Annotated in this window: 25 protein-coding genes and 3 tRNA genes; 7 read left to right on the forward strand and 21 right to left on the reverse strand. The window is 72.3% G+C overall.

The features are described from left to right. Positions 1 to 8 precede the first annotated feature (8 nt). Positions 9 to 1,250, forward strand: a complete 1,242-nt coding sequence (locus ABC270_RS13680) for a pyridoxal phosphate-dependent aminotransferase (RefSeq protein ID WP_412881289.1) — start codon at positions 9 to 11, stop codon at positions 1,248 to 1,250. Positions 1,251 to 1,324: 74 nt separating this feature from the next. On the opposite strand, the gene ABC270_RS13685 is transcribed toward ABC270_RS13680, so the two are convergent. From ABC270_RS13685 to ABC270_RS13695, 3 genes are read right to left on the reverse strand one after another with little or no spacing between them, the layout of a single operon-like run. Continuing rightward, positions 1,325 to 2,377 (reverse strand): UDP-N-acetylmuramate dehydrogenase, encoded by a 1,053-nt coding sequence (locus ABC270_RS13685; RefSeq protein ID WP_412882097.1) that lies wholly within the window; start codon positions 2,375 to 2,377, stop codon positions 1,325 to 1,327. Further along, the gene (locus ABC270_RS13690; RefSeq protein WP_412881290.1) at positions 2,374 to 2,799 is read right to left on the reverse strand and encodes a MaoC/PaaZ C-terminal domain-containing protein; all 426 of its coding nucleotides are present in this window, start codon (positions 2,797 to 2,799) and stop codon (positions 2,374 to 2,376) included. Before ABC270_RS13690 ends, ABC270_RS13685 begins: the two co-directional genes overlap by 4 nt. Then, positions 2,796 to 3,245, reverse strand: a complete 450-nt coding sequence (locus ABC270_RS13695; protein WP_083513605.1) for a MaoC family dehydratase N-terminal domain-containing protein — start codon at positions 3,243 to 3,245, stop codon at positions 2,796 to 2,798. The genes ABC270_RS13690 and ABC270_RS13695 overlap by 4 nt, the downstream gene beginning before the upstream one ends. A 111-nt stretch (positions 3,246 to 3,356) precedes the next feature. Here ABC270_RS13695 and ABC270_RS13700 point away from each other — a divergent pair, with 111 nt between their 5' ends. After that, a complete protein-coding gene (locus ABC270_RS13700; protein ID WP_412881291.1) occupies positions 3,357 to 3,746 on the forward strand; it encodes a hypothetical protein in 390 nt (129 codons plus the stop codon). A 200-nt stretch (positions 3,747 to 3,946) separates the two neighbouring features. Here ABC270_RS13700 and ABC270_RS13705 read toward each other — a convergent pair. The 5 genes from ABC270_RS13705 to ABC270_RS13725 all read right to left on the reverse strand — a co-directional run bounded on the left by ABC270_RS13705 (position 3,947) and on the right by ABC270_RS13725 (position 6,488). Continuing rightward, positions 3,947 to 4,020 (reverse strand) — tRNA-Met (locus ABC270_RS13705). Positions 4,021 to 4,053: 33 nt separating this feature from the next. After that, positions 4,054 to 4,125, reverse strand: a tRNA-Thr gene (locus tag ABC270_RS13710). Between the two features lie 92 nt (positions 4,126 to 4,217). After that, entirely contained in the window at positions 4,218 to 5,369 is a 1,152-nt protein-coding gene (locus ABC270_RS13715) for a M23 family metallopeptidase (protein WP_412881292.1), read from the reverse strand. A gap of 149 nt (positions 5,370 to 5,518) precedes the next feature. After that, complete coding sequence (locus ABC270_RS13720; protein WP_412881293.1) at positions 5,519 to 6,349, reverse strand: inositol monophosphatase family protein; 831 nt, start codon at positions 6,347 to 6,349, stop codon at positions 5,519 to 5,521. Between the two features lie 57 nt (positions 6,350 to 6,406). Beyond that, positions 6,407 to 6,488 (reverse strand) — tRNA-Tyr (locus ABC270_RS13725). A 145-nt stretch (positions 6,489 to 6,633) separates the two neighbouring features. Here ABC270_RS13725 and ABC270_RS13730 point away from each other — a divergent pair. Together ABC270_RS13730 and cls are read left to right on the forward strand one after the other, a co-directional pair. Then, entirely contained in the window at positions 6,634 to 7,122 is a 489-nt protein-coding gene (locus tag ABC270_RS13730) for a YajQ family cyclic di-GMP-binding protein (protein ID WP_242088468.1), read from the forward strand. 38 nt (positions 7,123 to 7,160) lie between these two features. Next, complete coding sequence (gene cls / locus ABC270_RS13735) at positions 7,161 to 8,621, forward strand: cardiolipin synthase (RefSeq protein ID WP_412881294.1); 1,461 nt, start codon at positions 7,161 to 7,163, stop codon at positions 8,619 to 8,621. Positions 8,622 to 8,777: 156 nt separating this feature from the next. On the opposite strand, the gene ABC270_RS13740 is transcribed toward cls, so the two are convergent. From ABC270_RS13740 to ABC270_RS13755, 4 genes are all read right to left on the reverse strand, one after another. After that, positions 8,778 to 9,965 carry a heparan-alpha-glucosaminide N-acetyltransferase domain-containing protein gene (locus ABC270_RS13740; RefSeq protein ID WP_412881295.1) on the reverse strand — a complete coding sequence of 396 codons (1,188 nt, stop codon included), beginning with the start codon at positions 9,963 to 9,965 and terminating at the stop codon, positions 8,778 to 8,780. A 13-nt stretch (positions 9,966 to 9,978) separates the two neighbouring features. After that, positions 9,979 to 11,352, reverse strand: coding sequence for an FAD-dependent oxidoreductase (locus ABC270_RS13745; protein ID WP_412881296.1), 1,374 nt, complete (start codon positions 11,350 to 11,352; stop codon positions 9,979 to 9,981). A gap of 81 nt (positions 11,353 to 11,433) precedes the next feature. Further along, positions 11,434 to 12,510, reverse strand: coding sequence for a polyprenyl synthetase family protein (locus tag ABC270_RS13750; protein ID WP_412881297.1), 1,077 nt, complete (start codon positions 12,508 to 12,510; stop codon positions 11,434 to 11,436). A 30-nt stretch (positions 12,511 to 12,540) separates the two neighbouring features. After that, positions 12,541 to 13,350: a demethylmenaquinone methyltransferase gene (locus tag ABC270_RS13755; RefSeq protein ID WP_412881298.1), complete on the reverse strand. Its 810-nt coding sequence runs from the start codon at positions 13,348 to 13,350 to the stop codon at positions 12,541 to 12,543. A 196-nt stretch (positions 13,351 to 13,546) separates the two neighbouring features. Here ABC270_RS13755 and ABC270_RS13760 point away from each other — a divergent pair, with 196 nt between their 5' ends. Beyond that, entirely contained in the window at positions 13,547 to 14,806 is a 1,260-nt protein-coding gene (locus ABC270_RS13760; RefSeq protein ID WP_412881299.1) for an isochorismate synthase, read from the forward strand. A gap of 218 nt (positions 14,807 to 15,024) precedes the next feature. Here ABC270_RS13760 and menD read toward each other — a convergent pair whose 3' ends face one another. After that, positions 15,025 to 16,755 carry a 2-succinyl-5-enolpyruvyl-6-hydroxy-3-cyclohexene-1-carboxylic-acid synthase gene (menD, locus tag ABC270_RS13765; RefSeq protein ID WP_412881300.1) on the reverse strand — a complete coding sequence of 577 codons (1,731 nt, stop codon included), beginning with the start codon at positions 16,753 to 16,755 and terminating at the stop codon, positions 15,025 to 15,027. Positions 16,756 to 16,795: 40 nt separating this feature from the next. Next, positions 16,796 to 17,155, reverse strand: a complete 360-nt coding sequence (locus ABC270_RS13770) for a PLD nuclease N-terminal domain-containing protein (RefSeq protein ID WP_412881301.1) — start codon at positions 17,153 to 17,155, stop codon at positions 16,796 to 16,798. Positions 17,156 to 17,218: 63 nt separating this feature from the next. On the opposite strand from ABC270_RS13770, the gene ABC270_RS13775 reads away from it, so the two are divergent. After that, positions 17,219 to 17,539, forward strand: coding sequence for a DUF4229 domain-containing protein (locus ABC270_RS13775; RefSeq protein WP_412881302.1), 321 nt, complete (start codon positions 17,219 to 17,221; stop codon positions 17,537 to 17,539). A 232-nt stretch (positions 17,540 to 17,771) separates the two neighbouring features. On the opposite strand, the gene ABC270_RS13780 is transcribed toward ABC270_RS13775, so the two are convergent. The 4 genes from ABC270_RS13780 to ABC270_RS13795 all read right to left on the reverse strand — a co-directional run bounded on the left by ABC270_RS13780 (position 17,772) and on the right by ABC270_RS13795 (position 21,649). Continuing rightward, on the reverse strand, positions 17,772 to 18,770 hold the full coding sequence (locus ABC270_RS13780; protein ID WP_412881303.1) for a 1,4-dihydroxy-2-naphthoate polyprenyltransferase: 999 nt from the start codon (positions 18,768 to 18,770) through the stop codon (positions 17,772 to 17,774). Between the two features lie 110 nt (positions 18,771 to 18,880). After that, a complete protein-coding gene (locus tag ABC270_RS13785) occupies positions 18,881 to 20,017 on the reverse strand; it encodes an AMP-binding protein (RefSeq protein ID WP_412881304.1) in 1,137 nt (378 codons plus the stop codon). Between the two features lie 28 nt (positions 20,018 to 20,045). Continuing rightward, complete coding sequence (locus tag ABC270_RS13790) at positions 20,046 to 20,975, reverse strand: 1,4-dihydroxy-2-naphthoyl-CoA synthase (RefSeq protein WP_412881305.1); 930 nt, start codon at positions 20,973 to 20,975, stop codon at positions 20,046 to 20,048. 38 nt (positions 20,976 to 21,013) lie between these two features. Beyond that, positions 21,014 to 21,649 carry a hypothetical protein gene (locus ABC270_RS13795; RefSeq protein ID WP_412881306.1) on the reverse strand — a complete coding sequence of 212 codons (636 nt, stop codon included), beginning with the start codon at positions 21,647 to 21,649 and terminating at the stop codon, positions 21,014 to 21,016. A gap of 143 nt (positions 21,650 to 21,792) precedes the next feature. Between ABC270_RS13795 and ABC270_RS13800 the strand changes: the two genes are divergently transcribed. After that, positions 21,793 to 22,779: an o-succinylbenzoate synthase gene (locus ABC270_RS13800; RefSeq protein WP_412881307.1), complete on the forward strand. Its 987-nt coding sequence runs from the start codon at positions 21,793 to 21,795 to the stop codon at positions 22,777 to 22,779. Positions 22,780 to 23,056: 277 nt separating this feature from the next. Here ABC270_RS13800 and ccsB read toward each other — a convergent pair whose 3' ends face one another. The 3 genes from ccsB to ABC270_RS13815 are packed head-to-tail and all read right to left on the reverse strand — an operon-like array spanning position 23,057 to position 26,518. Continuing rightward, positions 23,057 to 24,049, reverse strand: coding sequence for a c-type cytochrome biogenesis protein CcsB (ccsB, locus tag ABC270_RS13805; RefSeq protein WP_412881308.1), 993 nt, complete (start codon positions 24,047 to 24,049; stop codon positions 23,057 to 23,059). Between the two features lie 2 nt (positions 24,050 to 24,051). Beyond that, complete coding sequence (gene resB, locus ABC270_RS13810) at positions 24,052 to 25,836, reverse strand: cytochrome c biogenesis protein ResB (RefSeq protein WP_412881309.1); 1,785 nt, start codon at positions 25,834 to 25,836, stop codon at positions 24,052 to 24,054. Continuing rightward, the gene (locus ABC270_RS13815; protein WP_412882098.1) at positions 25,820 to 26,518 is read right to left on the reverse strand and encodes a cytochrome c biogenesis CcdA family protein; all 699 of its coding nucleotides are present in this window, start codon (positions 26,516 to 26,518) and stop codon (positions 25,820 to 25,822) included. Before ABC270_RS13815 ends, resB begins: the two co-directional genes overlap by 17 nt. Between the last annotated feature and the right edge of the window lie 10 nt (positions 26,519 to 26,528).

A 26,528-nucleotide genomic window follows, 5' to 3' on the forward strand; every position in this document is an offset into this window, starting at 1 on the left:
TTGACCCCGTGAGCACCGCAGCCGAAGGCCCCGAGTCCACCGCCAACCCCGCCGCCCCGCAGCAGCGCATCGCGTCGCGCATCGCGGCCATCGCCGAGTCCGCGACCCTCAAGGTCGATGCGAAGGCGAAGGCGCTCAAGGCCGCGGGTCGACCGGTCATCTCGTTCGCCGCGGGCGAGCCGGACTTCGCCACGCCCCAGCACGTCGTCGACGCCGCCGTCGCCGCCGCGCAGGACCCGCGGAACCACCGCTACACACCCGCCACCGGGCTGCCCGAGCTGAAGCAGGCGATCGCCGACAAGACCGCCCGCGAGTCGGGCGTGTCGGTCGACCCGTCGCAGGTCATCGTGACGAACGGCGGCAAGCAGGCGGTCTACCAGGCCTTCCAGACGATCGTCGACGACGGCGACGAGGTCCTCCTCCCGGCGCCGTACTGGACCACCTACCCGGAGGCCATCCGGCTCGCTGGGGGCGTCCCCGTCGACGTGTTCGCCGGGAGCGACCAGGACTACCTCGTCACCGTCGAGCAGCTCGAGGCCGCACGCACCCCGAGGACCAAGGCGCTGCTGTTCTGCTCGCCCTCGAACCCGACCGGCTCGGTGTACTCCGCGGAGCAGACGAAGGCGATCGGCGAGTGGGCGCTCGAGCACGGCGTCTGGGTCATCAGCGACGAGATCTACCAGGACCTCGTGTACGACGGCATCCGCTTCACGGGCATCCTCGACGCGGTCCCGGCCCTCGCCGACACCACGATCCTGGTGAACGGCGTCGCCAAGACCTACGCGATGACCGGCTGGCGCGTCGGCTGGTTCATCGGCCCGGCCGACGCCGTCAAGGCCGCCTCGAACCTGCAGTCGCACCTGTCGAGCAACGTCTCGAACGTCTCGCAGCGGGCAGCGATCGCCGCGCTGGACGGCCCGCAGGAGCCCGTCGTCGCGATGCGGGAGGCGTTCGACCGCCGCCGACGCGCCATCGTCGAGGGCCTCAACGCGATCCCCGGCTTCGTCACCCCGACGCCGAAGGGCGCGTTCTACGTGTACCCGGACGTGACGGCACTGCTCGGTCGCGAGTGGGCCGGCTCCACGCCGACGACCACGCTCGAGCTCGCGGACCTCATCCTCGAGCACGCCGAGGTCGCGGTCGTCCCCGGCGAGGCGTTCGGCCCCTCCGGGTACCTCCGCCTGTCGTACGCGCTGGGCGACGACGACATCGCCGAGGGTGTCGCGCGCCTGGCGAGGCTCTTCGGGTAGTCCCGGCCCGACGACGGCCCACCTCCGGCGAGGTGGGCCGTCGTCGTCCTGGAGGCTCGGTCCGGCTCCGGCGGTCAGCCTGCGGCGAGCAGGTCCCCCACCACGACCGGCTCCGGCACGAGCGTGACCCCGAAGCGGTTGAGCACCGTGACCTGCACGTACCGCGCGAGTTCGGCCACCTGCTCCGCGGACGCCCCACCGCGGTTCGTCAGCGCCAGCGTGTGCTTCGACGAGATCGCCGCGCGCGAGCCGGGCAGGACGTACCCGCGGTGGACGCCCGCGTGCTCGATGAGCCACGCGGCGCTGAGCTTCACGTCCTCGCCGGCGGGCCAACGCGGCGCATCGGCGGGCAGGGTCTCGGCGAAGGCGGCGGACACGATCGGGTTGGTGAAGAAGGACCCGGCGCTCCAGGTGTCCGGGTCGGCGTCGTCGAGCACCATGCCCTTCGACGCGCGGAGCCGCAGCACCTCGTCACGGACCGTCGCCGGAGCGACCCGCTCCCCGAGCTCCACGCCGAGCGACCCAGCGAGCTGGGCGTAACGGACCGGGACGCCGTCGTCGTCGGCGACACCGAGGCGGAACTCGACCGTGAGCACCACGCCGCGTCGGCCGTGCTTGAGGGTCGAGGAGCGGTAGCCGAGCGCCAGCTCGGCCGCCGGCACCCACGTGCGCTCCCCCGTCGACGCGTCGAGGAACTCGATCCGGGTGAGCACGTCGGACAACTCGACCCCGTAGGCGCCGATGTTCTGCACGGGGGCGGCGCCGACCGTGCCCGGGATGCCGCTCAGTGCCTCCAGGCCGGTCCAGCCGTTCGCCACCGTCTGCGCGACGAAGGCGTCCCACGGTTCACCGGCCGCGACGCGGACGGTGACGCCGTCGGCCCCCGGGTCGTCGGGCAGCACCGCGTCGACACCGCGGGTACGGACGAGCACGACCGTGCCGTCGAAGCCCTGGTCGGCGACGAGCAGGTTGCTCCCGCCGCCGACGACGAGCCAGTCGTCGTCCTGCCAGGCCGTGCGGGTGTGCTCGACGAGTTCGTCGGTCGTCGTCGCGGTGAGCACGGTGCCCGCGGGACCACCGACGCGGAGCGTCGTGAGGTCGGCGAGCCACGCGTCCGTCACGGTCAGCGGAACGCCACCGTGACCTGCGCCTTGCCGAGCACGGTCTGCCCGGCGGCGGTCACGGTGAGGTCGATGCGCTGGGGGCGGCCCGCGTCGTCCACGGTGCCGACCTTGGCGACGACGCCGACGGTCGCGCCGTCCTGCGGGTGGACGACCACGGGGCGGGTGAACCGCACGCCGTAGCGCGTCACCCAGCCGCGGTCGCCGAGCCACTCGGACACGGGCTGGACGGCGAGGCCCATCGTGAGCATGCCGTGCGCCAGGACGCCAGGGAGCCCGACCGACGCGGCGACGTCGTCGCGGTAGTGGATCGGGTTGAAGTCGCCGGAGGCACCGGCGTACCGGACGAGCGAGTCGCGGGTGAGGTGCACCTCGCGCTCGGCCACGACGGTGCCGACCTCGAACGAGGTCGCTGGTGCGGTGGTCATGCGTCGTCTCCTCGGACCACGAGGGTGGACGTCGCCGTGACGACGTGCTCCCCCGCGGCGTCGTTCATCGTGCTCTCGGCGGTGACCATGGCGTTGCCGCCGAGGGTCTTCACGCTCGTGACGGTCAGGGTCGCGGTCAGTTCGTCGCCGGCCACGATCGGCCGGTCGTAGGTGAAGGCCTGCTCGCCGTGCACGACCCGCGAGAAGTCGATGCCGGCGTCGGGCTCGGCGAGGAGCTGCGCGAGCGTGGCCTCCTGCACCACGACGGCGAACGTCGGCGGTGCCACCACGTCGTCGTAGCCGGCGGCACGGGCGGCCTCGGGCTCGTGGTGGATCGGGTTCGTGGCGAAGACGGCGCGGGAGAACTCGCGCACCTTCTCGCGACCGACCAGGTAGGGCGGGGCCGGCGGGAACGTCCTGCCGACGAGCTCGGGGTTCACAGACACGTCCGGCAGTCTACCGAGCACCTCCTGACGTTCGAGATCCATGAGGATGCATCGGCTAGGCTGCACGAGCGACGTCGGGGGGTGTCGCACGAGCTCGGGGAGGGAGCGGCGATGGAGGCACGGACGGAGTACGCGGTCCACACCGGGGACCGGCGCGCGGCGATGGAGGTCGCGAGCGCGGCCCTGCGTCGGAGCGGGCACGAGGTGACGACCATCGGTGGGACGATCCGGGCGCGGAGCGGGAGCCGGTTCCTCACGACCCTGCTCGGCGCGCTCGTGCATCCGTCGCGCCAGTTCCGGCACTACGAACTCTCGACGACCGTGGCCGGAGCGTCCACCACGATCACGGTCCGTCCGCTGCACCACGGCACCGCGGTGGTCGGCGGGACGATCGGGGCGGAACGGCGTCGCACGGCCTGGCGACAGGTGACGGATGCGGTCGAGGGGGCCCTGCGCTCCGCCGGCGTGCTCGTCGACCGGACGGACCACGGCGCGCACTGACGGTCGGCCGCGGACGGGTGCACGGTGCGAGCCGCGGCACACGGTGCGAGGTCGTTCCGCAGCACCGTGTGGACGACACCGCACCGTGCTCGGTCGTCGCGCGCCTCCGGGCGACGTCCACGACAGCGAGCCCCGACCCGCACGGTTCGGAGCGCAGCAGGAACAGGAGAGGCCCGACGCGAACGCGCCGGGCCTTGCTGTAGCGAGGGCGGGACTTGAACCCGCGACACCACGATTATGAGCCGTGTGCTCTAACCAACTGAGCTACCCCGCCGGGGATCCGGAGGCGACACACGCTCCGGGTCGGAGCCCCGAGTCAGGATTGAACTGACGACCCCTTCCTTACCATGGAAGTGCTCTACCACTGAGCTATCGGGGCGATGTGCCGCGAACGGCACCACACGAGAGTAGCAGACTCGCGACGGTGATCCGGAACCGGGCTCGACGCCCGGGCGTGCCGTCGCGGGACCGCTAGTCCGCGTTCTGCTCGAGCCAGGTCAGCGGGTCCACCGGGACGCCGTCGACGTGGATCTCGAGGTGCAGGTGCGGCCCGGTCGAGTTGCCCGTGCTGCCGACCTCGCCGAGTTCGTCGCCGACCGAGACCTGCTGCCCGGTGACGACCTTGAACGTGTTGTCCTTCATGTGGCCGTAGACGCTGACGAACTGCTTGCCGTCGACGTCGTGGGTCACCCAGACGTCGTTGCCGAAGCCGCCGTCGTGCGCCTGGACCTTCGTCACCACACCGTCCGCGATGACCCGGATCGGGGTCCCCTCGCCCGGCGCGAAGTCCACGCCCATGTGGTTCGTCGAGCAGAACGAGCACCCGGCGACCTGGCGTCCGCCGAAGCCGGACGTGATCGGCACGCCGGTGAGGAACGGCCACTGGATGGTGCCGCCAGCGTCGTTCGTGAAGGCCGACGCGTCGGTGTGGGCGTACTGCGTGGCATCGGAGACCGTGTACTGGTCGCGCGTGGTCGAACCGTCGGCGGCCTGCCCGACACTCAGGGACTGGGCGCTCCCCGACGCGGCCGACCGTGCCGACGCCGAGTCCGCCTCCGGCGTGTAGAGCGCCTGCGCCGGGAGCGAGGTCGAGACGACGAGCCCGGCGACGAAGAGCAGGGCGCCGACCGCGGTGACGCGCGAAGCGGTGCGGCGGAAGGCCGTGCCGGCGGGAGCCGGTGCCGACGTCGGTGCGGGCGCAGCGGGACGACGTGCCGGACGGACCCGCGCGGACGACGCCACGCGGCGCGACGGAACCGCGGCGGCGCCCGCCGCGGGACGACGCTCGGGTGCCGATCCGGCGCGTTCGGCTGACGGCGCGACGACCGGCGACGTCGGCGCGGGCGGGGTGGCCGGTCCGGCGTCGGCGACGGGCAGCACCGGCGACGTCGGCGCGAGGTCGGCCGGTGAGGCGGGCGCGAGGTCGACCGGCGAGGCCGGTGCCGCGGCGTCGACGGGAGCGCCGACGATCGCGGCGAACTCGTCGGTCGTGCCGATCGGTGCAGTGGTGCGGGCAGCGGCTCGTTCGGCCTCGATGCGCGCTCGTCGGGTCAGGTGGACGACCGGGGTCGGTGCGTCGACGGTGACGTCGGTCGGTGCGGGCGTGGTGGAGGCGTCGGGCATGCGTTCGGTGCTGATCCTGATCGGGGGAAGTGTGGGGCCGTTGGTAACGAGCCGGTAACGGAACCCCTGAACGGTAGCAAAGGACAACACTGCCCGCCAGTCGTGTCCCCCGGTCCGGCGCTCCCCCACTCCGAGGGCGAGCGCGCCGGTCAGGCGGGCGCGACGCCCAGCGCAGCGGCCTCGGCGCGGTGCAGCAGCGCCTCGAGTTCGTCGGCCACCGCAGGGCTCGCGAACAGGAAGGAGCGTGTGTCCCCCGCCTGCCACGAGCGGACCTCGGCGCCGGCGGCCGCGGCCACGATCGACCCGGCTGCCATGTCCCACGGGTTGATCCCGCGCTCGTAGTAGGCGTCGACGGTGCCGTCCCCCACCGCGCAGCAGTCGAGTGCCGCCGATCCCCCGCGACGGATGTCCCGGACGCTCCCGATGAGCTCCGCGAGCACGGCGACCTGCCCGCGGCGACGTTCGGCCGTGTAGGCGAACCCCGTCGACAGCAGCGTCTCGGCGAGCGACGCGGGCGACGCGGCCGCGATCGGTGCACCGTCCCGGGTCGCGGCCCCGCCTGCGACGGCGCGGAACACCGTGCCCGTGGCCGGCGCGACGACGACGCCCGCGACCGGCTCCCAGGTCGCGGGGTCCGGCGCGCCGCGGACGACGCCGATGCTCACGGCGTAGTCCGGGCGTCCGTAGAGGTAGTTGACGGTGCCGTCGATGGGGTCGACGACCCAGGTGACGTCACTCGTCCCGTCGGTACCGCCCGCTTCCTCGCCGAGGACCGCGTCGTCCGGGCGTGCTTCGGCGATCCGGCGTCGCACGAGGTCCTCGACCTCTCGGTCGGCGGCGGTGACGACGTCGACCACGCTCGACTTCCGGTCAGCGACCTCGACCCCCTCGGCGCGGCGACGGGCGGCGAGCGCGGCGACTTCCCGTGCGATCGACTCGGCGAGGTCGGCGTACTCGGACGGCGTGGGATGCGTGGACATGCACCCATCCTGCCCGGGAACGACGAAGCCCCCTCCGAGGAGGGGGCTTGCGACACGTGGCGAGTGAGGGATTCGAACCCCCGAAGGCTACGCCGGCTGATTTACAGTCAGATCCCTTTGGCCGCTTGGGTAACTCGCCATCGCGCACCCAGCCCGTGTGATCACCAACCGGAGGCGCGCAGAACAGCATAGCCGATGCGCAGGGGTGGTCGTGACCACCCCGTCGACCGCGGTCGGTCCGCGGTCCTGAACCGTGCCTCCCGGCCGCCGATAGGCTGTCCCGCATGGCAGACAGTTCCTTCGACGTGGTGAGCAAGGTCGACAAGATGGAGGCGGAGAACGCCGTCAACCAGGCGGCCAAGGAGATCGAACAGCGCTACGACTTCAAGGGCGCCGGGGCATCGATCGCGTTCAGCGGTGAGGACGTCCTCATCAAGGCGAACTCCGAGGAGCGGGCGCGCGCCGTCCTCGACGTGCTGCAGTCCAAGGCGATCAAGCGCAGCATCAGCCTCAAGAGCCTCGACGCCGGTGACCCCTTCCCCTCGGGCAAGGAGTTCCGCATCGAGGTGAAGTTCAAGAACGGCATCGAGCAGGACGTCGCGAAGAAGATCGGCGCGTTCCTCCGCGCACAGGCGCCGAAGAGCGTGAAGAGCCAGATCCAGGGCGACGAGCTCCGGGTCTCCTCGAAGAGCCGCGACGACCTCCAGAACACGATCCAGCTGCTGAAGGGCGAAGAGTTCGACGTCCCGCTGCAGTTCGTGAACTTCCGCTGACGCCCGCGTCCGCCTGACCCGACACCGACGACGTCACCGTGGAGCACTGGCTCTCCGTCGCGATCACGATCCTGCTGGTCCTGCTCGACCTCTCGATCCGTGTGTTCTCGATCATCTACGTCCCGATCAACCGGAAGCCGCAGACCGCGACGGCCTGGCTCCTCGCGATCTTCCTGATCCCGTACATCGGGTTCATCGTGTTCCTGATCATCGGGTCGACGAAGCTGCCACGTGACCGCCGCGACAAGCAGGCGGAGATCAACCAGTACATCCTCGACCAGACCGAGGGCATGGACCGCGTCCGCAAGGACCACCCGTGGCCGCCGTGGCTCGAGAGCATCGTCACGCTGAACCGCGGGCTCGGCTCCATGCCCCTGGTCGGCGGCAACTCCGCCGAGCTCTACCCGGACTACGACGAGTCGTACGCCGAGATGACGCGTGCGATCGACCAGTCGCGTCGGTTCGTGCACGTCGAGTTCTACATCGCGACGCTCGACGACACGACCCGGCCGTTCTTCGAGGCCCTCGCCCGGGCCAAGTCACGGGGCGTCACCGTGCGGTTCCTGCTCGACCACTGGGCGAGTCGCGGCTACCCGGACTACAAGGACACCCTCGCGTTCCTCGACCGCGCCGGCATCGAGTGGCACCTCATGCTGCCGCTGAAGCCCCTGCAGGGGAAGTTCCAGCGTCCCGACCTCCGGAACCACCGCAAGATCTTGGTGATCGACGGATCGGTCGCCTTCACGGGGTCGCAGAACCTCATCGACAAGTCGTACGACCTCGAGTCGCACAAGAAGCGGCACATGGCCTACAAGGACCTGTTCGCCCGCTTCGAGGGACCGGTCGTCGCCGGGCTCAACGCGCTGTTCGTGACCGACTGGTACAGCGAGACCGACGAGCTGCTCCTCCGCGAGAGCGACCCGGTCCAGCGCGCTGACCGCGGGGACGCCCTCGACTGCCAGGTGGTGCCGTCCGGTCCGGGCTTCGACGGTGAGAACAACCTCCGCCTCTTCAACGCGCTGCTCTACTCGGCGCAGACGAAGGTGTCGATCACGTCGCCCTACTTCGTGCCCGACGACTCGATGCTCTACGCCATCACGACGACCGCCCAGCGCGGCGTCGAGGTCGAGCTGTTCGTCGGCGAGATGGGCGACCACGCGATGACCTGGCACGCGCAGCGCTCCTACTACGAGGGGCTGCTCCGCGCGGGCGTGAAGATCTGGCTGTACCGTGCGCCGACGATCCTGCACGCGAAGCACTTCACGATCGACGACGAGGTCGCGGTGATCGGGTCGAGCAACATGGACATGCGGTCGTTCAGCCTCAACCTCGAGGTGTCGGTGATGGTCCGCGGGAGCCGGTTCGTCGACGCGCTCCGCGGGGTGCAGGACGCCTACAAGGAGCACAGCTTCGAGCTGACGCTCGACTCGTGGGTGGACCGTCCGCGCCGGTCGAAGGTGCTCGACAACGTCGCGCGGCTCACGGCGGCGCTGCAGTAGCCACGGCCGGGAGGCACGGGTCGGCTCCGGCAGGTCGGCTCACCTCGACGCGGAGCGATCGCGCTCGACATCCCGCCCCGCGCGTCGAACCCCGCGAACGACGTCGAACCGCGCAGTCGAGCTGGTTCGACGGGCGGGGCCTCCTGCCGACCTCGCTCAGCGGGTGAGCGGGACGGTTGCGGTCAGCCGGGCGAGGAGGCGTTCGAGTGGACCCCGACCGAGGAACGTCCGCCACGTCATCGCGAACAGCACCGAGCCGATCGCGAACCAGCCCCACGCCACCGCGCTCTGCGGGTACTCGGGCAGGAACGCGATCACCACGAGGTGGAACGCGTAGACCGACAGCGGCATGGCGCCGACGGCCACGAGCGGGAACGCGATCCGCTGGACGGCGCGGCCGCGTCCGTCGACGAGCAGGCAGCAGAGCGCCGTCACCGCGACCGCGACCCCGGCGGTCCCGACCACGTCGACGATCGAGGACGAGTGGTCCCGCGGCGAGAGGAACTCCTGCGCGAGGGCCTGCGCGGGCGTGCTGCCCTCGGGGGCGAACGGCACGCCGGGGAAGGACGCCCAGGCGGCATCCGCAGGGACCGGTGCGACCAGGTTCCCGACGACGTACGCGACGACGGCGACCAGCGTTCCGGACGCGAGGAGTGCGACCTGGGTGGTCCGCGCCTCTCCCCACCGGCACGGCCCGGATGCCGCTGGCGCGTCGTCCGGGGACCGGCGGCGGGGGCCCAGGCTGCCCGCCCGGGCGACCCCGAGGCCGACCAGCACGTACGCCAGGAAGGTGACCACGGGGTACACCAGCCCGAGCTGCACCTCCCACATGCCGGCGTCCGCGTACACGGGCAGCACCGCCAGCGCTGCGACGGGTGATGCGACAGCGCAGGCGGCAGCGAGGGCGAGGAGCCACCGGGCGCGCACCCGCAACACCGGGATCGCGAGGAGGAAGAGCATGCCGTAGGTCGGCAGGATCACGTACACCGGCGTGTCCAGCGCCATGAGGAGCAGGCCGATCCCGACCACCGCGACGGCGCGGATCGCGAGTCTCGCCCGGATCCGCCCGATCAGCGGGGGCCCGGGCGGCCGGGTCCGGCCGCTCGTGAGGCCGATCGACACCCCGGCGAGCACGGCGAAGAGCGACGAGGACCGCCCGTGCGCGACGGCGGCCCACGTCGTCGGGTCGGACCAGTCGACGGCGTCCGGCACGTCACCGACGTGCGTGGCGACCATGCCGAGCAGGGCGATCGCGCGGGCGACGTCGACGCCCTGCAGCCGCGGCCCCGACGCGGGCACGCCCCGCACCGCGTCGGGCGGTACGGGGCGTGCTGCGGTGGTCACGGCGGGCGGTCCGTCAGCTGGTCGGTGCGGCGGCCCGGCCGAGCGAGACGTCCACCATCTCGTCACGGGGGACGACCTTGATCCGCTCGCGGCCGGCAGCGGCACCGAGGGCGAGCTCGTGCTCGTCGAGGTTGTGCCAGCCGTCGAGGTCCGTGTAGGCGATCCCGCGTTCGCGGAGCAGCGCCGGGACGGCCTCAGCGGAGGGGTCCTCGGGGGTCCACCACGAGGCCTGGTCGTTGACGATGTGCTGCACGGTCTCCATCGCGTCGGACTTCGTGTGTCCGATGAGCCCGACCGGTCCGCGCTTGATCCAGCCCGTCGCGTAGACGCCCGGGAGCTGCTGACCGTCCTCGCCGAGGACCTGGCCTTCACGGTTCGGGATGATGCCCTGGCGCTCGTCGAACGGCAGGCCGGGCAGCGGCGAGCCGAAGTAGCCGACCGCGCGGTAGACGGCCTGGACCGGGACCTCGCGGATCTCGCCCGTGCCCTCGACACCGCCCTCGCCGTTCGGCCGGGTGCGCTCGTACCGGATCGCGGCGACGTGTCCGTCCCCGTCGCCGACCAGCTCGAGGGGCTTCGCGTAGAAGTGCAGGTGCAGGCGGCGGCTGGCCTGCCCGACCTCGCGCTCGCGCCACTGGTTCAGGACGCGGTTGATCACCATGACCTGCTTGTTCGTCTGGATCGCCGCGAGCGAGGCTTCGTCGTGGTCGAAGTCCTCGTCGTACACGACCATGTCGACGTCCCGGACCTCCCCGAGCTCGCGGAGCTCGAGGGGCGTGAACTTCACCTGGGCCGGACCGCGGCGGCCGAAGACGTGCACGTCGGTGACGGGGCTCGCCTTGAGGCCCTCGTACACGTTGTCCGGGATCTCGGTCGGGAGCAGGTCGTCGGCGTGCTTCGCGAGGATGCGCGAGACGTCGAGGGCGACGTTGCCGTTGCCGATCACCGCGACGCTCTCGGCCGTCAGCGGCCAGGTGCGGGGGACGTCCGGGTGGCCGTCGAACCAGCTCACGAAGTCCGCGGCGCCGTACGATCCCTCGAGGTCGATGCCGGGGATGTCGAGGTCGGCGTCCTTGATCGCACCCGTCGAGAACACGACCGCGTTGTAGTGCTTCTTGAGGTCCTCGAGCGTGATGTCCTCGCCGAACCGGACGTTCCCGAACAGGCGGACGACACCGCGGTCGAGGACGTCGCGGAGAGCGTTGACGATCCCCTTGATGCGGGGGTGGTCGGGCGCGACGCCGTAGCGGACGAGGCCGTACGGCGCGGGGAGCTGCTCGAACAGGTCGATCGACACGTCGTGGCCGTGTGCCTCGCGGAGGAGGATGTCCGCGGCGTAGATGCCGGCGGGACCGGCGCCGACGATGGCGAGTCGGAGGGTGGGCACTGATCGTCTCCAGTTCGTTCGGGTGGGGTGCTCCCGGGGTCGCGCGGCTCGGCGGCGCGGATGGGTGCCGTCGGCCGGATCTCAGCGGCTGCGGTCGACGACGGACTCCGCGAACCGGGTGAGGGCCTTCTTCACGGTACCGTCGGGCAGCGGACCGAGGGCGTCGACGGCCTCCTCGGCCCAGCGGACCGCGACGGCCCGGGTCGTGGCGGTCGCCTCGTGGTCGCGGAGGGCGGCGACCGCGGTCTGGTACGCCTCGGTGTCCACGGCGTCGTCGTCGGCGTCCCGCACGTCGTCCTCGATCCGTCGGAGCAGCGCCGCGGCGTCCGGGTCGGTCGCCGCGAGGGCACGGAGGTGGAGCAGGGGCAGCGTGTCGACGCCGGCACGGAGGTCGTTCCCCGCGATCTTGCCGGTGCGGTCCCCCGCCGGCGCGAGGTCGATGACGTCGTCCACGAGCTGGAAGGCCACGCCGACCTTCTCACCGAAGACCGCCACGGGCTCGAGGTACGCCCGGTCCGCCCCGGAGAACAGGACACCCGCGCGTGCGGCGGTCGCGATGAGCGAACCGGTCTTGTCGCTGAGCACCTGGATGTAGTGCGCGACGGCGTCCTCCCCCTCGCGCGGGCCGGTCGTCTCGTGCAGCTGTCCGAGGCAGAGCCGCTGGAAGGTCTCCGCCTGCATCCGGATGCCCTCGACCCCGAGGTCGGCGGTGATGAGGCTCGCGCGGGCGAAGAGCAGGTCGCCGGTGAGGATCGCGACGTTGTTGCCGTAGGTCACGTGCGCCGCGGGCACGCCACGGCGGACGGGTGCCTCGTCCATGACGTCGTCGTGGTACAGCGATGCGAGGTGCGTGGTCTCGATGCTCACGGCGGCCTTGACGACCTCGTCCGTGACACCGCGGCCGAGCTGGGCGATGAGGAGCGTCAGCGTCGGTCGGATGCGCTTGCCGCCGGCGGCGAGGAGGTACCGGCTCGTGGTGTCGGCCAGCGTGTCGGCCGAGTGCATGGCGGCCTCGAGCGCGTGCTCGACGACCTCGAGCCCGTCGTCCACCGCGGTGATGAACCGTCGGTCGGCGGGGGACGCGAACAGCCGTTCGCCGATGCCCAGCGAGGCGCGGAGACTCGGTGCGCGACGTGCGACCGGGACGCTCGGGTTCAAGTGCTGCTCCGTACTCGGGGAGGGGATGGTTCAGCCGTCGTGGTCGGCGGCGTCGGTGCCCGGCTGGACGCGCGGCTGCTCGCCGGTGACCTGGTGCGCACGGCGGGCCTTCGCGCGACGGGCGACCGAGGCGCGGACCGTGCCCGCGACGGGCTTGCGGCCGCGGTGCAGTGCGACGATACCGGCCGTGAGGTTCCGGTAGGCGACCATCGTGAAGCCGACGCCGCGCAGCCACTGGCTGAGCACCTGCTGCTCCGGCCACGCGTCGATCGACTCCGCGAGGTAGCGGTAGGCGGCGGGGTTGCTCGACGACAGCTTCGCGACGCCGGGCAGCACCCGCTTGAGGTAGGTGCCGTAGCCGAAGCGCAGGAGCGCGAGCGGCGGCGTGGAGAACTCACAGATCACGAGGCGACCGCCGGGCTTCAGGACGCGGAGCATCTCGACGAGCGCCTGCTGCGGGTCGTTGACGTTGCGGAGGCCGAACGAGATCGAGACGGCGTCGAACGTGTCGTCGTCGAAGGGCAGGTGTTCGGCGTCACCCTCGACGAACGTGATCTCGGGGTGGCGTTCACGGCCGACGCGGATCATGCCCGCGGAGAGGTCGAGCGCCGTGACCTCGGCGCCCTTCTTCGCGAACGCCGCCGAACTCGTACCGGTGCCGGCGGCGATGTCCAGCACCTTCTCGCCCGGCTGCGGGTCGACCGCCCGGACCGTCGCGACGCGCCACAGCGGGGCGTTGCCCGCGGAGAGGATGTCGTTCGTGAGGTCGTACTTCGCCGCGACGTCGTCGAACATGGCCGCCACTTCGTCCGGCCGCTTGTTCAGGTCCGCTCTGCTCACCCGACCAATCCTAGAGGTCCGCACCCGGGCGTTCCCGTGAGCCCGCGGGGCGTGGCCCGGACGCGTCCGCAACGGCCGCCGCACGGCGCCCGCGGCGGACCGGCCCAGGTGCTGCGGGGAGCCCGCGACGGCCCGGCCCGGGTGCTGCGGGGAGCCCGCGACGGCCCGGCCCGAGAGCGGCGCGTACGATCGGGTCGTGCACCGAACCACCACGGCCGCCCCGCCGCTGACGGTCTCGACCCGGATCCTCGACGACCCGGGCGCCGTCCTCCGCCACACCCTGCACGACGGCCCGCTGGCCTTCGTCCGTGGCGGTGACGGGATCGTCGGGATCGGTGAGGCCCTGCGGTTCGAGTTCAGCGGTCCGTCGCGGATGCGCGACGCCTCCGCGGCGTGGCGTGCGGTCGTCGCGGCGGCCGAGGTCGACGACCCGGTGCAGCTCCGCGGGTCGGGGCTCGTCGCGTTCGGCGCCTTCGCGTTCGCGGACGACTCCGCCGACACCAGCGTGCTCATCGTCCCCCGCGTGGTCATCGGGCGTCGTCGCGGGAAGGCCTGGCTGACCGCGGTCGACACCACGCCCGACCCGGCACCGCTCGCGTTCCGCCGCACCTCGGTGCCGGTCCCCCGCGTCGGTGGTCACGTCCGGGTGGCGCTCACCCCCGGACGCATCGACGAGGACGCCTACGCCCGCTCGGTCGCCGAGGCCGTTCGGCGCATCAGTGCAGGCGACGCGCGCAAGGTCGTCCTGGCGCGCGACCTCGTCGGCACGCTGCCGGAGGACGCCGACCAGCGCGCGCTCCTCCTCGACCTCGCCCACGCGTACCCGCAGTGCGTGACCTTCGCCGTCGACGGGATCATCGGTGCGACGCCCGAGACGCTTGCACGGACCGACGGCACGCGGGTGTCGGCACGGGTGCTCGCCGGCAGCGCCGCACGCGGTGACGACCCGGTGTCGGACCGTGCCGCCGCCGAGGCCCTGGCTTCGAGTCGGAAGGACGTCGAGGAGCACGCCTTCGCGGTCGAGAGCCTGCTCGCCGCGCTGCGTCCCCTCGCGACCGACCTCCGCGCCGATCCCGAGCCCTTCCGGCTGCAGCTCCCGAACCTCTGGCACCTCGCGACCGACGTGCAGGCGACCCTGCCCGCAGGGACGACCTCGCTCGACGTCGCCGACGCCCTGCACCCCACCGCGGCCGTCGCGGGCACCCCGACCGACGTCGCCGTGCGGCTGGTCGCCGAGCTCGAGGGCGTCGACCGTGGACGCTACGCGGGGCCGGTCGGTTGGCTCGGCGCGAACGGGGACGGCGAGTGGATGCTCGCGCTCCGCAGCGCCCGGATCACCCCGGACGGCACCGTGCGGGCCTGGGCCGGAGCGGGCATCGTCGCGGGGTCGGTCCCGGAGCGCGAGGTCGCCGAGACCGCGCTGAAGTTCCGCCCGATCACCGACGCGCTCGCCTGACCGCGCGGCCACCCGCCGATCACCGACGCGCTCGCCTGACCACGCGGCCACCCGCCGGACGCCGTGCCGGCCGGCATGACGGCGCGACCGCCGGGCGGACGGGAGGCCCGTGGCGGGCCGACACCGTGCCTCCAGGCCGACCCGCCGTGCCTCCAGGCCGACCTGCCGTGCGTCCCGCCGACGCGACCCGCGGCACCACGCCGCGTCGCCGACGCTGCTCAGTCGGCCAGCGGCACCTCGATGACGACCCGCTCGGCCGGGTCGGTCAGCACCGCCTCGAGGTCGCCCCACGTCGCCGCGCGTCGGTACTCCCACCCGAGTCCGGTGACGACCCGCTCGACGTCCACGTGCTGCGGCGTGCTCATCATGCGCGTCATGTCCGCCTCCGGCGTGGTCGCCGCGACCTCCAACCCCCGGAAGATCGCGCCGCCGCCGTCGTTGCCGACGACCACCTGCACCCGGTGCGTGCGCTCCGCGGTCCCGGTGACGAAGGCGCCGAGGTCGTGCAGGAAGGTCAGGTCCCCGACGAGCACGCGGGTCGTCCCGATCGACGCGGACGACCGCTCGAGCGCCGCCGCGATGCCGAGGGCGGTCGACACGGTGCCGTCGATGCCCGCGAGGCCGCGGTTGGCGTGCACGCGCAGCTTCTTGCCGGGGACCCGCCCGTCGGCGACGCGGATGAGCTGCGACGCTCCGAGCACGAGCCGGTCGTGCGGCCAGGTCGCGCCCCACACGGCCTCGGTGAGCATCGCACGGTCGACGGGACGTCGGCGGAGCGCGACCTCGTCGCGCAGGAACCGGTTCCGCTCGGCCCGGTCCGGCGACCGCTTCGCGTCGAGGTCGGGAGCGGCGTCACCCGCACCGAGCAGCGCGCGGCTCGCGACGACCCAGCGTCCCACCCACGCGCGGTGTGCCGCGGTGGTGCGACCCGTCACGCGGACGCCGGACACGACGGTGGTCGCCGCGTCCGGACGGGAGGCGCGGGCCGGGTCGTACACGTCGGCACCCGGAGCGCGGACCACGACCGTCTCGACGTCGGCCCGCTGCAGGAGCGCGGGGACCTCACGGCTGAGCGTCGGGTGCCCGAGCACGACGGCGCGACGGACGGCTCCGCCGAACGAAGGGTCCCCCAGGAGCTGCCGGTAGGCGACGACGAGGTGCCGGCCGAAGTGCGCACCGCTCGACACCTCGGCGATGAGCGGCGCACCGAGCTCCCACGCGATCCGCTCGGCGTCCTCGCCGGCGTCGTGCCCGGCGATGACGACCGTCGCGGGCTCGTCGTCCGGGGCCAGCTCGGCGACGGGCAGCCCGGTGTGCTGGCGGCGGGCGGCGTACGCGGTGTCGACCTCGTCGTCCGGGACGGTCGCGACGGCGCCCTCGGCGAGTCCGGCGGACAGTGGTTCGCGGAAGGCGACGTTGAGCTGGACCGGCCCGGGCTGCCCCTCGTGTCCAGCGGCCGCGGCGACGGCCTGCCGCGCGAGCTCACGGGCCGAACGGTGCAGTTCGGCGGCGGGTGTGTCGGCCACCGGTGCCTGGACGTCGCGGACGAACGAGACCGCGGAGCCGAAGATGCCGGGCTGCACTGTCGTCTGGTTGCTGCCGATGCCGCGGAGCTCGTCTGGGCGGTCCGCGCTCAGGACGATCATCGGGACGCCGGAGTGGTGTGCCTCGAGGACGGCCGGGTGCAGGTTCGCGACGGCCGTGCCGCTCGTCGTCACCACCGCGGCTGGGCGACCCGTCTCGACCGCGAGGCCGAGCGCGAAGAACCCCGCGGTGCGCTCGTCGAGCCGGACGTGCACGGTGGCGCCGCCCGCACGCTCGAGGGCCACGGCGGCGAGGGCGAGGGCCTGCGACCGGGACCCGGGGCTGACCACGACGTCGGTGACGCCGGCGCGGGCGAGTTCCTGCAGGAGGGCGACGGCGAAGTCGGTCGCCGGGCTGCGGCGCATGCCGGCGGTGTCGACCGGGGCGCTGCTGGCCGGGTCGCGGTCAGCAGTTCTCGCGTCCGTCGTCGTCCCGGTCGTGGAACTGCTCTTCGAGGTCTCGGAGGGTTGCGTCGTCCTGGTCCTTGTCCGTGCGGGACCGCTCCGGCGGCGTGGGTCCGCCGCCGAGGAAGTCCGGGTCGTCTTCGGGTCCACGGTACCGCTGCGCGGGGGCCGGGCCAGCGGGCGCGCGACCGAGCAGCAGCCAGAGGACACCGCCGACGACGGGGAGGACGATCACGAGGAGGATCCACACGCCGCGGCTCAGTGACCGCACGCGCTGGCGGGGCATCGTGGCGCAGTCGATGGCCGTCCACACCGTGAACGCCACGGCGGCGACGACGACGATCAGCCACAGTCGGACCATGCACGGAGTCTAGGCACGGCGCCTGTACAGGACCTGCCACCCGACGGTTCGTACACTTGTCGGGTGAAAGCGTGGCTCCTCTACTCCCTGGCGCGTCTCGGCATCTTCGCGGCCGCCCTCGTGCTGCTGCTCGTCCTGACGCCGATGCGCTGGTACTGGGCCACGATCATCGCCGCCCTCGTGGGGCTGCTCGTGTCGTACATCGCCCTCGGGAAGCTCCGCCACCGGGTCGCGCTGAGCCTCGCCGAACGCCGACCGGGTCCGGCGCACGACGCGGACACCGACTTCGAGGACGACTTCGTCGACGCCGCCGACGGCGAGGCCCCGCGCGAGCAGCCGGTCTCCGACGCCGACCGGCACGCCACGCGTCGCGACGACGCCTGACGCGCGGCGCCGGCGGCCCGCGCCGTCCGCGATGCCGTGCCGCACGCACGCCGCGCTGCTCGCGATGCCGCGCCGCGCCGCTCGCACGACCAAAGGCGCCCCGAACCACGCGATCCGGCGGTTCGGGGCGCCTTTGGTCGTGCGGACGCAATCCGCGCCGGAAGGCCGGAAGGCCGGAAGGCCGGGGCGCTGCATGCAGCGCGGCGCCGACGCAGCGCAGCGCCGCTGCCGCCTAGGGCTGGACGGCGAGCGTGATGCCGAGCACCACCCCGTACGCCAGGGACGCGAACGACGACAGCTGCAGGGCCGTGATCAGCTCGCGCGGCTTCCTCGACGAGACGCCGATCACGAGGGCCGGGAGCGCGAGCAGCAGCGAGAAGTACGTCAGCCCGGTCCGGAAGTAGAGCAGGACGAACCAGAGCAGCACGACGTACGGGAGCATCAGGAACAGCCCGTACAGCGTCCGCGCGACCGGCCGACCGAGCACCACCGCCAGGGTCCGCTTGCCGGCCGCCCGGTCCTCGTCGATGTCCCGGACGTTGTTCACCATGAGCACCGCGCAGGCGAAGAACCCGGCCGCGACGGCCGCCGCCCACCCGCTCGTCGTGACCTGCTGGATCTGCGTGTACTGCGTCCCGAGCACGGCGACGAGACCGAAGAACACGAACACGAAGACCTCGCCGAGGGCGTTGTACCCGTAGGGCCGCTTGCCACCGGTGTAGAACCACGCGGCGACGATCGCGGCCGCGCCGACGAGCAGGATCCACCAGAGGCCGGTCAGCACCACGATGACGATCCCGGCGACGGCGGCGAGGCCGAAGAACGTCAGCGCGACGGTCAGCACCGTGCGGGGCTTCGCGATCCCAGCGCCGGTCAGCCGAGCGGGTCCGACCCGGTACTCGTCGGTCCCGCGCACGCCGTCCGAGTAGTCGTTGCTGTAGTTCACCCCGATCTGCAGGAACAGCGCGACCGCGAGCGCGAGGAGGGCGATCGCGAGGTGTCCGTCCTTCGCGAGGTAGTCGCCGAAGTCGCCGGGCTCACCACTGTCGACGAACGCGACGGCGGTGCCGAGCACCACGGGGACCACACCGAGCGTCAGGGTCCGCAGGCGGGCGCCGCCGATCCAGTCGCGTGCGGTCGCCTTCCGCTGTCCGCCCCGCTGCAGGCCTGCGGCCTTCGCGGGGTTGCCACTCCGGCCCTTGGGACGGCTCTGCTGCTTCGATCGTGCCACGGCCGATCATCGTACCGGCGTTCGCCATGAGGGCCGCGACCGCGCGGGGGCCGACGGCCGGGGCATCGGTGCGGAGGCGCGGATCGCCCGACCGCGTCGGTCCGGCTCCGTCAGGCGGTCGGGTCGGCGAGCGCGTGGACCGCCCGGCGGTCGGGCTTGCCGCTCGCGAGCATCGGCAGGTGCTCGACCACCACGACGTCGGCCGGTCGGGCGGCTCGGCCGAGCACGGCGCCGACGGCCTCGCGGACCCGATCGAGGTCCAGCGGACGGTCCGTGACCACGACCGGCACCTCGCCCCACTCCCTCGAAGCCCGACGGGTGACGACCGCACCCTCCTGTCCGGGCAGGCCACGCACGATCCGCTCGACGGCACCGAGCGGGACCTTCTCGCCCCCCGAGATCACGACGTCGTCGAGCCGACCGGTCACGCGGACCCGGCCGTCAACGACCTCGCCGGCGTCACCCGTCCGGTACCAGCGCAGCCCGTCGAGCTCCGTGAACACCCGCGCCGTGCGCTCGTCGTCACCGACGTACCCCTCGGCGAGGACGGGTCCGGCGAGCAGCAGTTCACCGTCGTCGACCGTCGCGTGCACCGGTCCGAGCGGTACACCGTCGTACACGCACCCGCCGCTGGTCTCGCTCGCGCCGTAGGTCGTCACGATCCGCACCCCGGCGGCACGCGCACGCTCCCGCAGCGACTCCGGAGTCGCCTGCCCGCCGACGAGCACCGCGTCGAACCCGGCCAGGGCCGCGGTGGCCCGCTCGTCGTCGAGCACCCGGGCGAGCTGCACCGGGACGAGCGAGGTGTACCGGTTCGGTGCCGAACGGTCGGTCACCAGCCGGCTCGCGGCGTCGGCGAAGGCGACCGGGTCGAAGTGTCCCGGTGGCACGAGGACGGGCGTCGTCCCCGCGGCGATCGACCGCGTGAGGACGTTGAGCCCGGCGATGTAGTGCGTCGGCAGCGCGAGCAGCCAGTATCCCGGTCCACCGAGTGCTGCGTCGGCGGCAGCTGCGCCGGCGAGCAGCGCCTCGGACGACAGCGCGACCCGCTTGCCCGTCCCCGTGGACCCGCTCGTCTCGACCACCAGGGCGACCCGCTGCGGGACGTCGGCCGGAGGCGGTGTCGGCAGCGCCGGCGCATCCTCGGCGACGGGCAGCAGGGCGGGGCCGCCCGCGAGTGCTGCCTCCAGGCCGTGCAGCACGGCGGACGGGTCGGACGTGCCGAGCGCGACCAGCGGACGGGGCATCAGGCCCGCCCCGCGACCCGGTCGGGCGTCAGTAGTGCCACGGGAAGGACGTCCACTCGGGCTTGCGCTTCTCGAGGAAGGAGTCGCGGCCCTCCACGGCCTCGTCGGTGCCGTAGGCGAGGCGCGTCGCCTCGCCCGCGAAGACCTGCTGCCCGACCATGCCGTCGTCGACCGCGTTGAACGCGTACTTCAGCATCCGGATCGCCGTCGGGGACTTGCCGAGGATGATCTCGCCCCAGCGGATCGCCTCCCGCTCGAGGTCCTCGTGCGGGACCACAGCGTTCACCGCACCCATCTCGTACGCGCGCTGCGCGGAGTACTCCTGCGCCAGGAAGAAGACCTCCCGCGCGAACTTCTGCCCGATCTGCTTCGCGTAGTAGGCGCTGCCGTACCCGCCGTCGAACGACCCCACGTCGGCGTCGGTCTGCTTGAAGCGACCGTGCTCGGAACTCGCGATCGTGAGGTCGCAGATCGCGTGGAGCGAATGGCCGCCCCCGGCCGCCCACCCCGGCACCACGGCGATGACGACCTTCGGCATCATGCGGATGAGCCGCTGGACCTCGAGGATGTGGAGGCGTCCCATCGACGCCTGCGCCGCAGCCGGGTCGACCCCCTCGGGCGGAGCGCCCTCCTCGCCGACGTACTGGTAGCCGCTGCGGCCACGGATGCGCTGGTCGCCGCCGGAGCAGAACGCCCAGCCGCCGTCCTTCGGGCTCGGGCCGTTGCCGGTCAGCAGCACGACTCCGACCCGGGGGTCCTGGCGTGCGTCGTCGAGGGCGCGGTACAGCTCGTCGACCGTGCGCGGGCGGAAGGCGTTCCGGACCTCGGGACGGTCGAACGCGACGCGGACGATCCCCTGCGAGACGTGCTTGTGGTACGTGATGTCGGTGAAGTGCTCCGCGATCGGAGCCTCGGTCCAGACGTCGGGGTCGAACAGGTAGGAGACAGGGGCAGGCATGCCTCCAACGTACCGCCGGGCTCCGGGTGGTCGACCCGTCAGGAGGCGCTGCCGCCCATGTCCGTCAGGAGCTCCGGCGCCACGATCACGATGAGGACGATGAGGATCACCGGGTTGGCGAGGAAGGCCACCACGACCCCGATCGCCCCGTACCAGCGACCGAGCGACCCGACGGCCGCGATGAAGCCGAGCACCGCAGCCACGAGCGTCAGGAAGACCGTCACGAAGCAGATGCCGAACGCGAAGGTGGTGTCGCCGCCCACGAACACGGCGAAGGCGCTCGCGTCGATCGCGGCGCACACCACCGCGAGGCCGAGGGCGATCTTGCCCACGAGGGGGTTGCGCCGACGGCGGGTGGCTCCGCGGGTGTTCCGGACGTCCACGGTGTTCCGCTGCACCAGTCGGGCGAACTCGTCCGGCTGACCGGTGGAGCGCGCGGTTCCGGTGGCGCGGGCCTGGACGGCGCCGGGCCGCTGCTGCTGGGTCTGCGGCCGCGAGGCGGTGCGGGGCTGCGCCGCTCGTTGCGGTTGCTGCGCGGCTCGTTGGTGCTGCGCGGCTCGTTGCTGCTGTGCGACCCGCTGCTGCTGGGCTGTCCGCTGCTGCTGCGCTGCGGTGGCGCGCTGCTGCGGAGTCGCACCGCGTGGTGCTGCTCCTCGCTGCGGATCCGGCGACACCGAGCCTCCCTCTACGTCGATCGTCCGGCGGGCTCGGGCCCCGCCGACGTCAGCGCCGACCGAGGCCGACCGTCGCATGCTAGTGCGCTGCGCTGGCGGTCCCCTCCGAACAACCGTGGGGCACCCTGGACGCTCCTGGGAGGATGGTCATCGTGCTCCCCGACCTCGCTGAACTCCTCGCCGACGCCCACGTCGTGTCCCTGCCGATGCGCGTCCGGTTCCGCGGGATCACCTCCCGCGAGGCAGTGCTCCTCCGCGGCCCCCAGGGCTGGACCGAGTTCTCGCCCTTCGTCGAGTACGACGACGCCGAGGCGGCCGCGTGGCTCCGTGCGACCATCGACTTCGGCTGGAGGACGCACGAGCCCGACGCCGACTCCGTGCCGGTCAACGCCACGGTGCCCGCGATCGACCCGGCGCGGGTCGCCGAGCTGCTCGGCCGCTACCCCGGCTGCACGACCGCCAAGGTCAAGGTGGCCGAGCCAGGAACGACCCTGGACGACGACGTCGCACGCGTCGCGGAGGTCCGACGGGTGATGGGCCCGGACGCCGCCGTCCGGGTGGACGCCAACGGACTCTGGACGGTCGACCAGGCCGTCGTCGCCCTGGAGCGGCTCGCGGCGTTCGACCTGCAGTACGCCGAGCAGCCGGTCGCCACCGTCCCGGGGCTCGCCGAGCTGCGGTCGCGCATCGACGGCCTCGGGGTGCGGATCGCGGCGGACGAGAGCGTCCGCAAGGCCTCCGACCCGCTCGCGGTCGCCCGGGCCGGCGCCGCGGACGTCCTCGTCGTGAAGGCGCAGCCGCTCGGCGGCGTGACCGCTGCTGCCGGGATCGTCGCGGAGGCGGGACTCCCCTGCGTCGTGTCGAGCGCACTCGACACCTCCGTCGGGCTCGGGATGGGTGCGTTCCTCGCGGCGCGCTCGATGGCGACCGGGTTCGCCGCCGGACTCGGGACGGCGGCGATGTTCGCGGCGGACGTGTCGGCCGACCCGCTGCTCCCCGTGGACGGGCGGATCCCCGTACGCCGGGTCGACGTCGACCACGACCAGCTCGAACGGCACGCTGCGTCACCCGATCGCACCGCGTGGTGGCTCGACCGCGTGCGACGTGTGCACGCCGTGCTCGCTGCCTGAGCGGCGCGACGCGGCCGCGCTCGCCCGGCACCCCGGCCCCTCCGGCTCCTTGCACCCCGCCGGCCCCGGTCGGGGTTCCATGACTTGCCGCTCACGTCCATCGAGGTTGCACGGCGAGCACGTGACGCGAAGCAGATGCCAATGTTCTGGAACCTCGGGAGGACCGAAACCAGGCCGGCCGCGCGCATGGACACGCACACGCACAGACGGACGGGAGGCGCGGTGCCAGCCGGCACCGTGCCTCCCGTCCGGTCGTGGGCGCGTCAGCGCCCCGCGCTCACAGGCCCGAGTAGCTGTGCAGGCCCTTGAAGAAGACGTTGACGACGGAGAAGTTGAACATCACCGCACCGAAGCCGATGAGCGCCAGCCACGACGACCGCGCACCACGCCACCCGCGGGTCGCCCGCGCGTGGATGTAGCCCGCGTAGAGGACCCAGATGATGAAGGTCCAGACCTCTTTCGTGTCCCAACCCCAGTAGCGGCCCCAGGCCCGCTCGGCCCAGATCGCGCCGGCGATGAGCGTGAAGGTCCAGAGGACGAAGCCGACGAGGATGACCCGGTAGCTCAGCACCTCGAGCCGGTCGGCGTCGGGGAGGGTCTCCATGAAGCGCAGCTTCTTCGACACCGGGCGGCCCTGGCGGTAGGTCTGCACGAGCTGCGACACCGCGAGGCCGGCGCCGAGCGCGAAGAACCCGGTACCGGCGATGGCGACGAACACGTGGATGACGAGCCAGTACGACTGCAGCGCGGCCACGAGCGGCACGACCGGGACGTAGTAGTTCACGGTCGCGACGCCGAGCAGGATCAGCGTGAGGCCGGAGATGAAGACACCGAGGAACTTGAGGTTCTGCCAGAGCTGGACCCCGAGGAAGATCAGCACGATGAGCGCCGTCCCCGTGAGGGAGAACTCGAACATGTTGCCCCACGGCACGCGGTCGGCCGCGATGCCCCGGAGCACGACGGCACCGATGTGCAGGATGACCCCGAGGATCATCATCGCCATGCCGACGCGTTCGAACTTCGTCCCACGCTTCGTCGGGTCGGCCGGGGTGCCGGTGTCCACCTTCTCGAGCACGACCGTCCCACCGCGGACGGTCGCGACGGTCTGGGCGGTGGCTGCGACGGCCGGAGCAGCGGCGGCGGACTCGCCCGCCGCGACGTTGCCCGCGCGCTTCGCCATGTCGAGCGCGAACGCGATGAACGCGATGACGTACACGGCCATCGCCGAGTAGGTCAGGACGACCGAGTAGCTGGCCAGGGTCGCGGTCATGTTCACTGGGGCATCCTAACGCCGAGGTCTGACACGTGCCGCTGTGCGATGTCCGCGACGGCACGTTCGAGGTTGGGGTCCTCACCGCGGGCGAGCCCCGCGTACTCGAGGTCGTACTCGCCGTGCTCGGCGCCCTTCCGCGGGACGGCCTTCACCCACACGCGGCGGCGTGGCACGAAGAGCGAGGTGAGGAGGCCCAGGGTGGAGAGCAGTGCGAAGCCGCCGACCCAGAGCTGCGACGGGTCGTGGTGCACGTCGAGCGAGACGTACCGCTTCACTCCGTCGAACGTGATCGACCCGGCACCGTCGGGCAGCTGCTTCGTCTGGCCGGGCTTCAGCTGCACCGAGGCCGTGTCCGCCCGCGTGCCGGCGATCTCCTTGAGTCCGCTCGTGTCGAGCGTGTAGACGCTCTGCGGGACACCGTCGTCGAGACCGAGGTTCCCCGTGTAGACCTGCAGGCTCAGCAGCGGGTTCTCGGTGTCGGGGTAGGTGCTGGTGAACGCGCCGGTCGACATCTCCTGCGCGGTCGGGTAGAAGAACCCCTGGATGCCGAGCTGGTCCGGCTTCGCGTCCGGCACCTTGATCACACCGACCGATGTGTAGTTCGCGTCCTGCGGCAGGAACGGCACGACGTCCTTGAACGCCACGTTGCCCTTGCCGTCGCGGACGGTCACCTGCATGGCGTAGCCGTTGCCGAGCAGGTACACGTTCGTCCCGCCGATCGACACCGGGTCGTTCACGCCGAGCCGCTGGGTCTTCGTCGCACCGCTCTTCGTGGTGGTCGTGACGGTGGCGTCGTAGTCGAGCGCCTGGCCGAGCGCGTTGAGGTTCTTCTCCTCGTACTTCGTCACGAACTTGTCGAGCTTGAGGTTGTAGCCCTGCAGGTCGGACTGTCGGAACCACCGCCCCGGGTTGAACGAGTCGTAGGCCACGAGGCTGTTCGAGAAGGTCTGCCCCTCGACGAGCAGACGCTGACCGGTGAACCCGAAGCCACCGCCGACGCCGACCGCCAGGAGCACTCCGACGAGGGCGGCGTGGAAGACGAGGTTGCCGGTCTCGCGCAGGTACCCGCGCTCCGCGCTCACCGAGTCGCCGAAGCGCTCGACGCGGTAGCCGGAGCGCTTCAGGATCGCCATGGCGCGCGTGACCGCGTGGTCGACGGACGGGAGGCCCGTGGCGGCGCCCGCCCCGTCGGACCCGGTCCCGACGCTGGTCGCGTCCACCGGCACCGACCGGAAGCCCGCGAGTCGGCCGAGCCGGACGGGCGTCTTCGGCGGCCGGGTGCGCAGTGCCTGCCAGTGGTGCTTCGTCCGCGGGACGATGCAGCCGATCAGCGACACGAAGAGCAGCAGGTAGATCGCCGAGAACCACACGGACGTGTAGGTGTCGAAGACCTGCAGCTTGTCGAGCACCGGGTAGAGCGACGGGTGGTCCGACTTGTACTGCACGACGCCGTTCGGGTCGGCGGTGCGCTGCGGGACGAGCGACCCCGGGATCGCGGCGAGCGCGAGCAGCATCAGCAGGAACAGCGCCGTGCGCATGCTCGTCAGCTGGCGCCAGAAGAACCGGAGGTACCCGACGAGGCCGAGCTTCGGCTGCGCGACGTCCGCGCCGCCCGACTCGGTCCGGCTCCGCGGTGCGGGCGCACTGTCGACGTGGTCGGACGGCCGCTGCGGGTCGGAGACGAGGTCGGTGCCCTCCTGCGCCTCGGCGTCAGCGTCCCGCGCCGGGGTCCCGCCCCGGGCGTCGACGTCGACCGTGGCCTCGTGGTCAGACTGCCGGGACAAAGCTCTGGATCACCGCCCCGAGGCTCGACATGACGGCCGACCAGATGCCGGTGACCATGAGCAGACCGATGACGATCAGGATCGCTCCTCCGATGATGTTGACGATGCGCATGTGGCGCTTCACCGCGCGGATCGCCCCGGTCGCCCAGCCGGCGCCGAGCGCGACGAGGACGAACGGGATCCCGAGGCCGAGGCAGTACGCCACCCCGAGCCACATCCCCTGCCAAGCGCTGCCGGACTGCACACTGAGCAGGTTGATCGCGGCGAGGGTCGGGCCGAGGCACGGCGTCCAGCCGAGGCCGAACACGATGCCGAGGAGCGGTGCGCCGACGAGCCCGGTGGCCGGCGTCCAGCTCGGCTTGATCGTGCGCTGCATGAACGTGAAGCGCCCGACGAACACGAGGCCCATGAGCACGACGACGACGCCGAGCACCTGCGTGATGAGCTCGCGCCACCGGACGAGCCAGAACCCGAGCGCTCCGAACACCGTCGTGTAGGCGACGAAGACCGCGGTGAACCCGAGGATGAAGAGCAGCACGCCGAGGACGACCCGCCCCTTGCGCTGCCCGCCCTCCGCGACACCGCCGACGTACCCGAGGTAGCCCGGGACGAGCGGCAGGACGCACGGCGACAGGAACGACACGAGTCCCGCGAGCGCGGCAACGGGCAGCGCCACGGCCATCTGGCCGCTG

Source organism: Curtobacterium phoenicis (genome assembly GCF_047238015.1).
GTDB lineage: Bacteria > Actinomycetota > Actinomycetes > Actinomycetales > Microbacteriaceae > Curtobacterium.

Bases quoted from the DNA above. Each gene is read 5' to 3' on its own strand.
- ABC270_RS13690 (WP_412881290.1), bottom strand. From the start codon at position 2,799: ATGACCACCGCACCAGCGACCTCGTTCGAGGTCGGCACCGTCGTGGCC.
- ABC270_RS13700 (WP_412881291.1), top strand. From the start codon at position 3,357: ATGGAGGCACGGACGGAGTACGCGGTCCACACCGGGGACCGGCGCGCG.
- ABC270_RS13715 (WP_412881292.1), bottom strand. From the start codon at position 5,369: ATGCCCGACGCCTCCACCACGCCCGCACCGACCGACGTCACCGTCGAC.
- ABC270_RS13720 (WP_412881293.1), bottom strand. From the start codon at position 6,349: ATGTCCACGCATCCCACGCCGTCCGAGTACGCCGACCTCGCCGAGTCG.
- ABC270_RS13730 (WP_242088468.1), top strand. From the start codon at position 6,634: ATGGCAGACAGTTCCTTCGACGTGGTGAGCAAGGTCGACAAGATGGAG.
- menD (WP_412881300.1), bottom strand. From the start codon at position 16,755: ATGCGCCGCAGCCCGGCGACCGACTTCGCCGTCGCCCTCCTGCAGGAA.
- ABC270_RS13770 (WP_412881301.1), bottom strand. From the start codon at position 17,155: ATGGTCCGACTGTGGCTGATCGTCGTCGTCGCCGCCGTGGCGTTCACG.
- ABC270_RS13785 (WP_412881304.1), bottom strand. From the start codon at position 20,017: ATGCCCCGTCCGCTGGTCGCGCTCGGCACGTCCGACCCGTCCGCCGTG.
- ABC270_RS13790 (WP_412881305.1), bottom strand. From the start codon at position 20,975: ATGCCTGCCCCTGTCTCCTACCTGTTCGACCCCGACGTCTGGACCGAG.
- ABC270_RS13800 (WP_412881307.1), top strand. From the start codon at position 21,793: ATGGTCATCGTGCTCCCCGACCTCGCTGAACTCCTCGCCGACGCCCAC.
- ccsB (WP_412881308.1), bottom strand. From the start codon at position 24,049: ATGACCGCGACCCTGGCCAGCTACTCGGTCGTCCTGACCTACTCGGCG.
- ABC270_RS13815 (WP_412882098.1), bottom strand. From the start codon at position 26,518: ATGGCCGTGGCGCTGCCCGTTGCCGCGCTCGCGGGACTCGTGTCGTTC.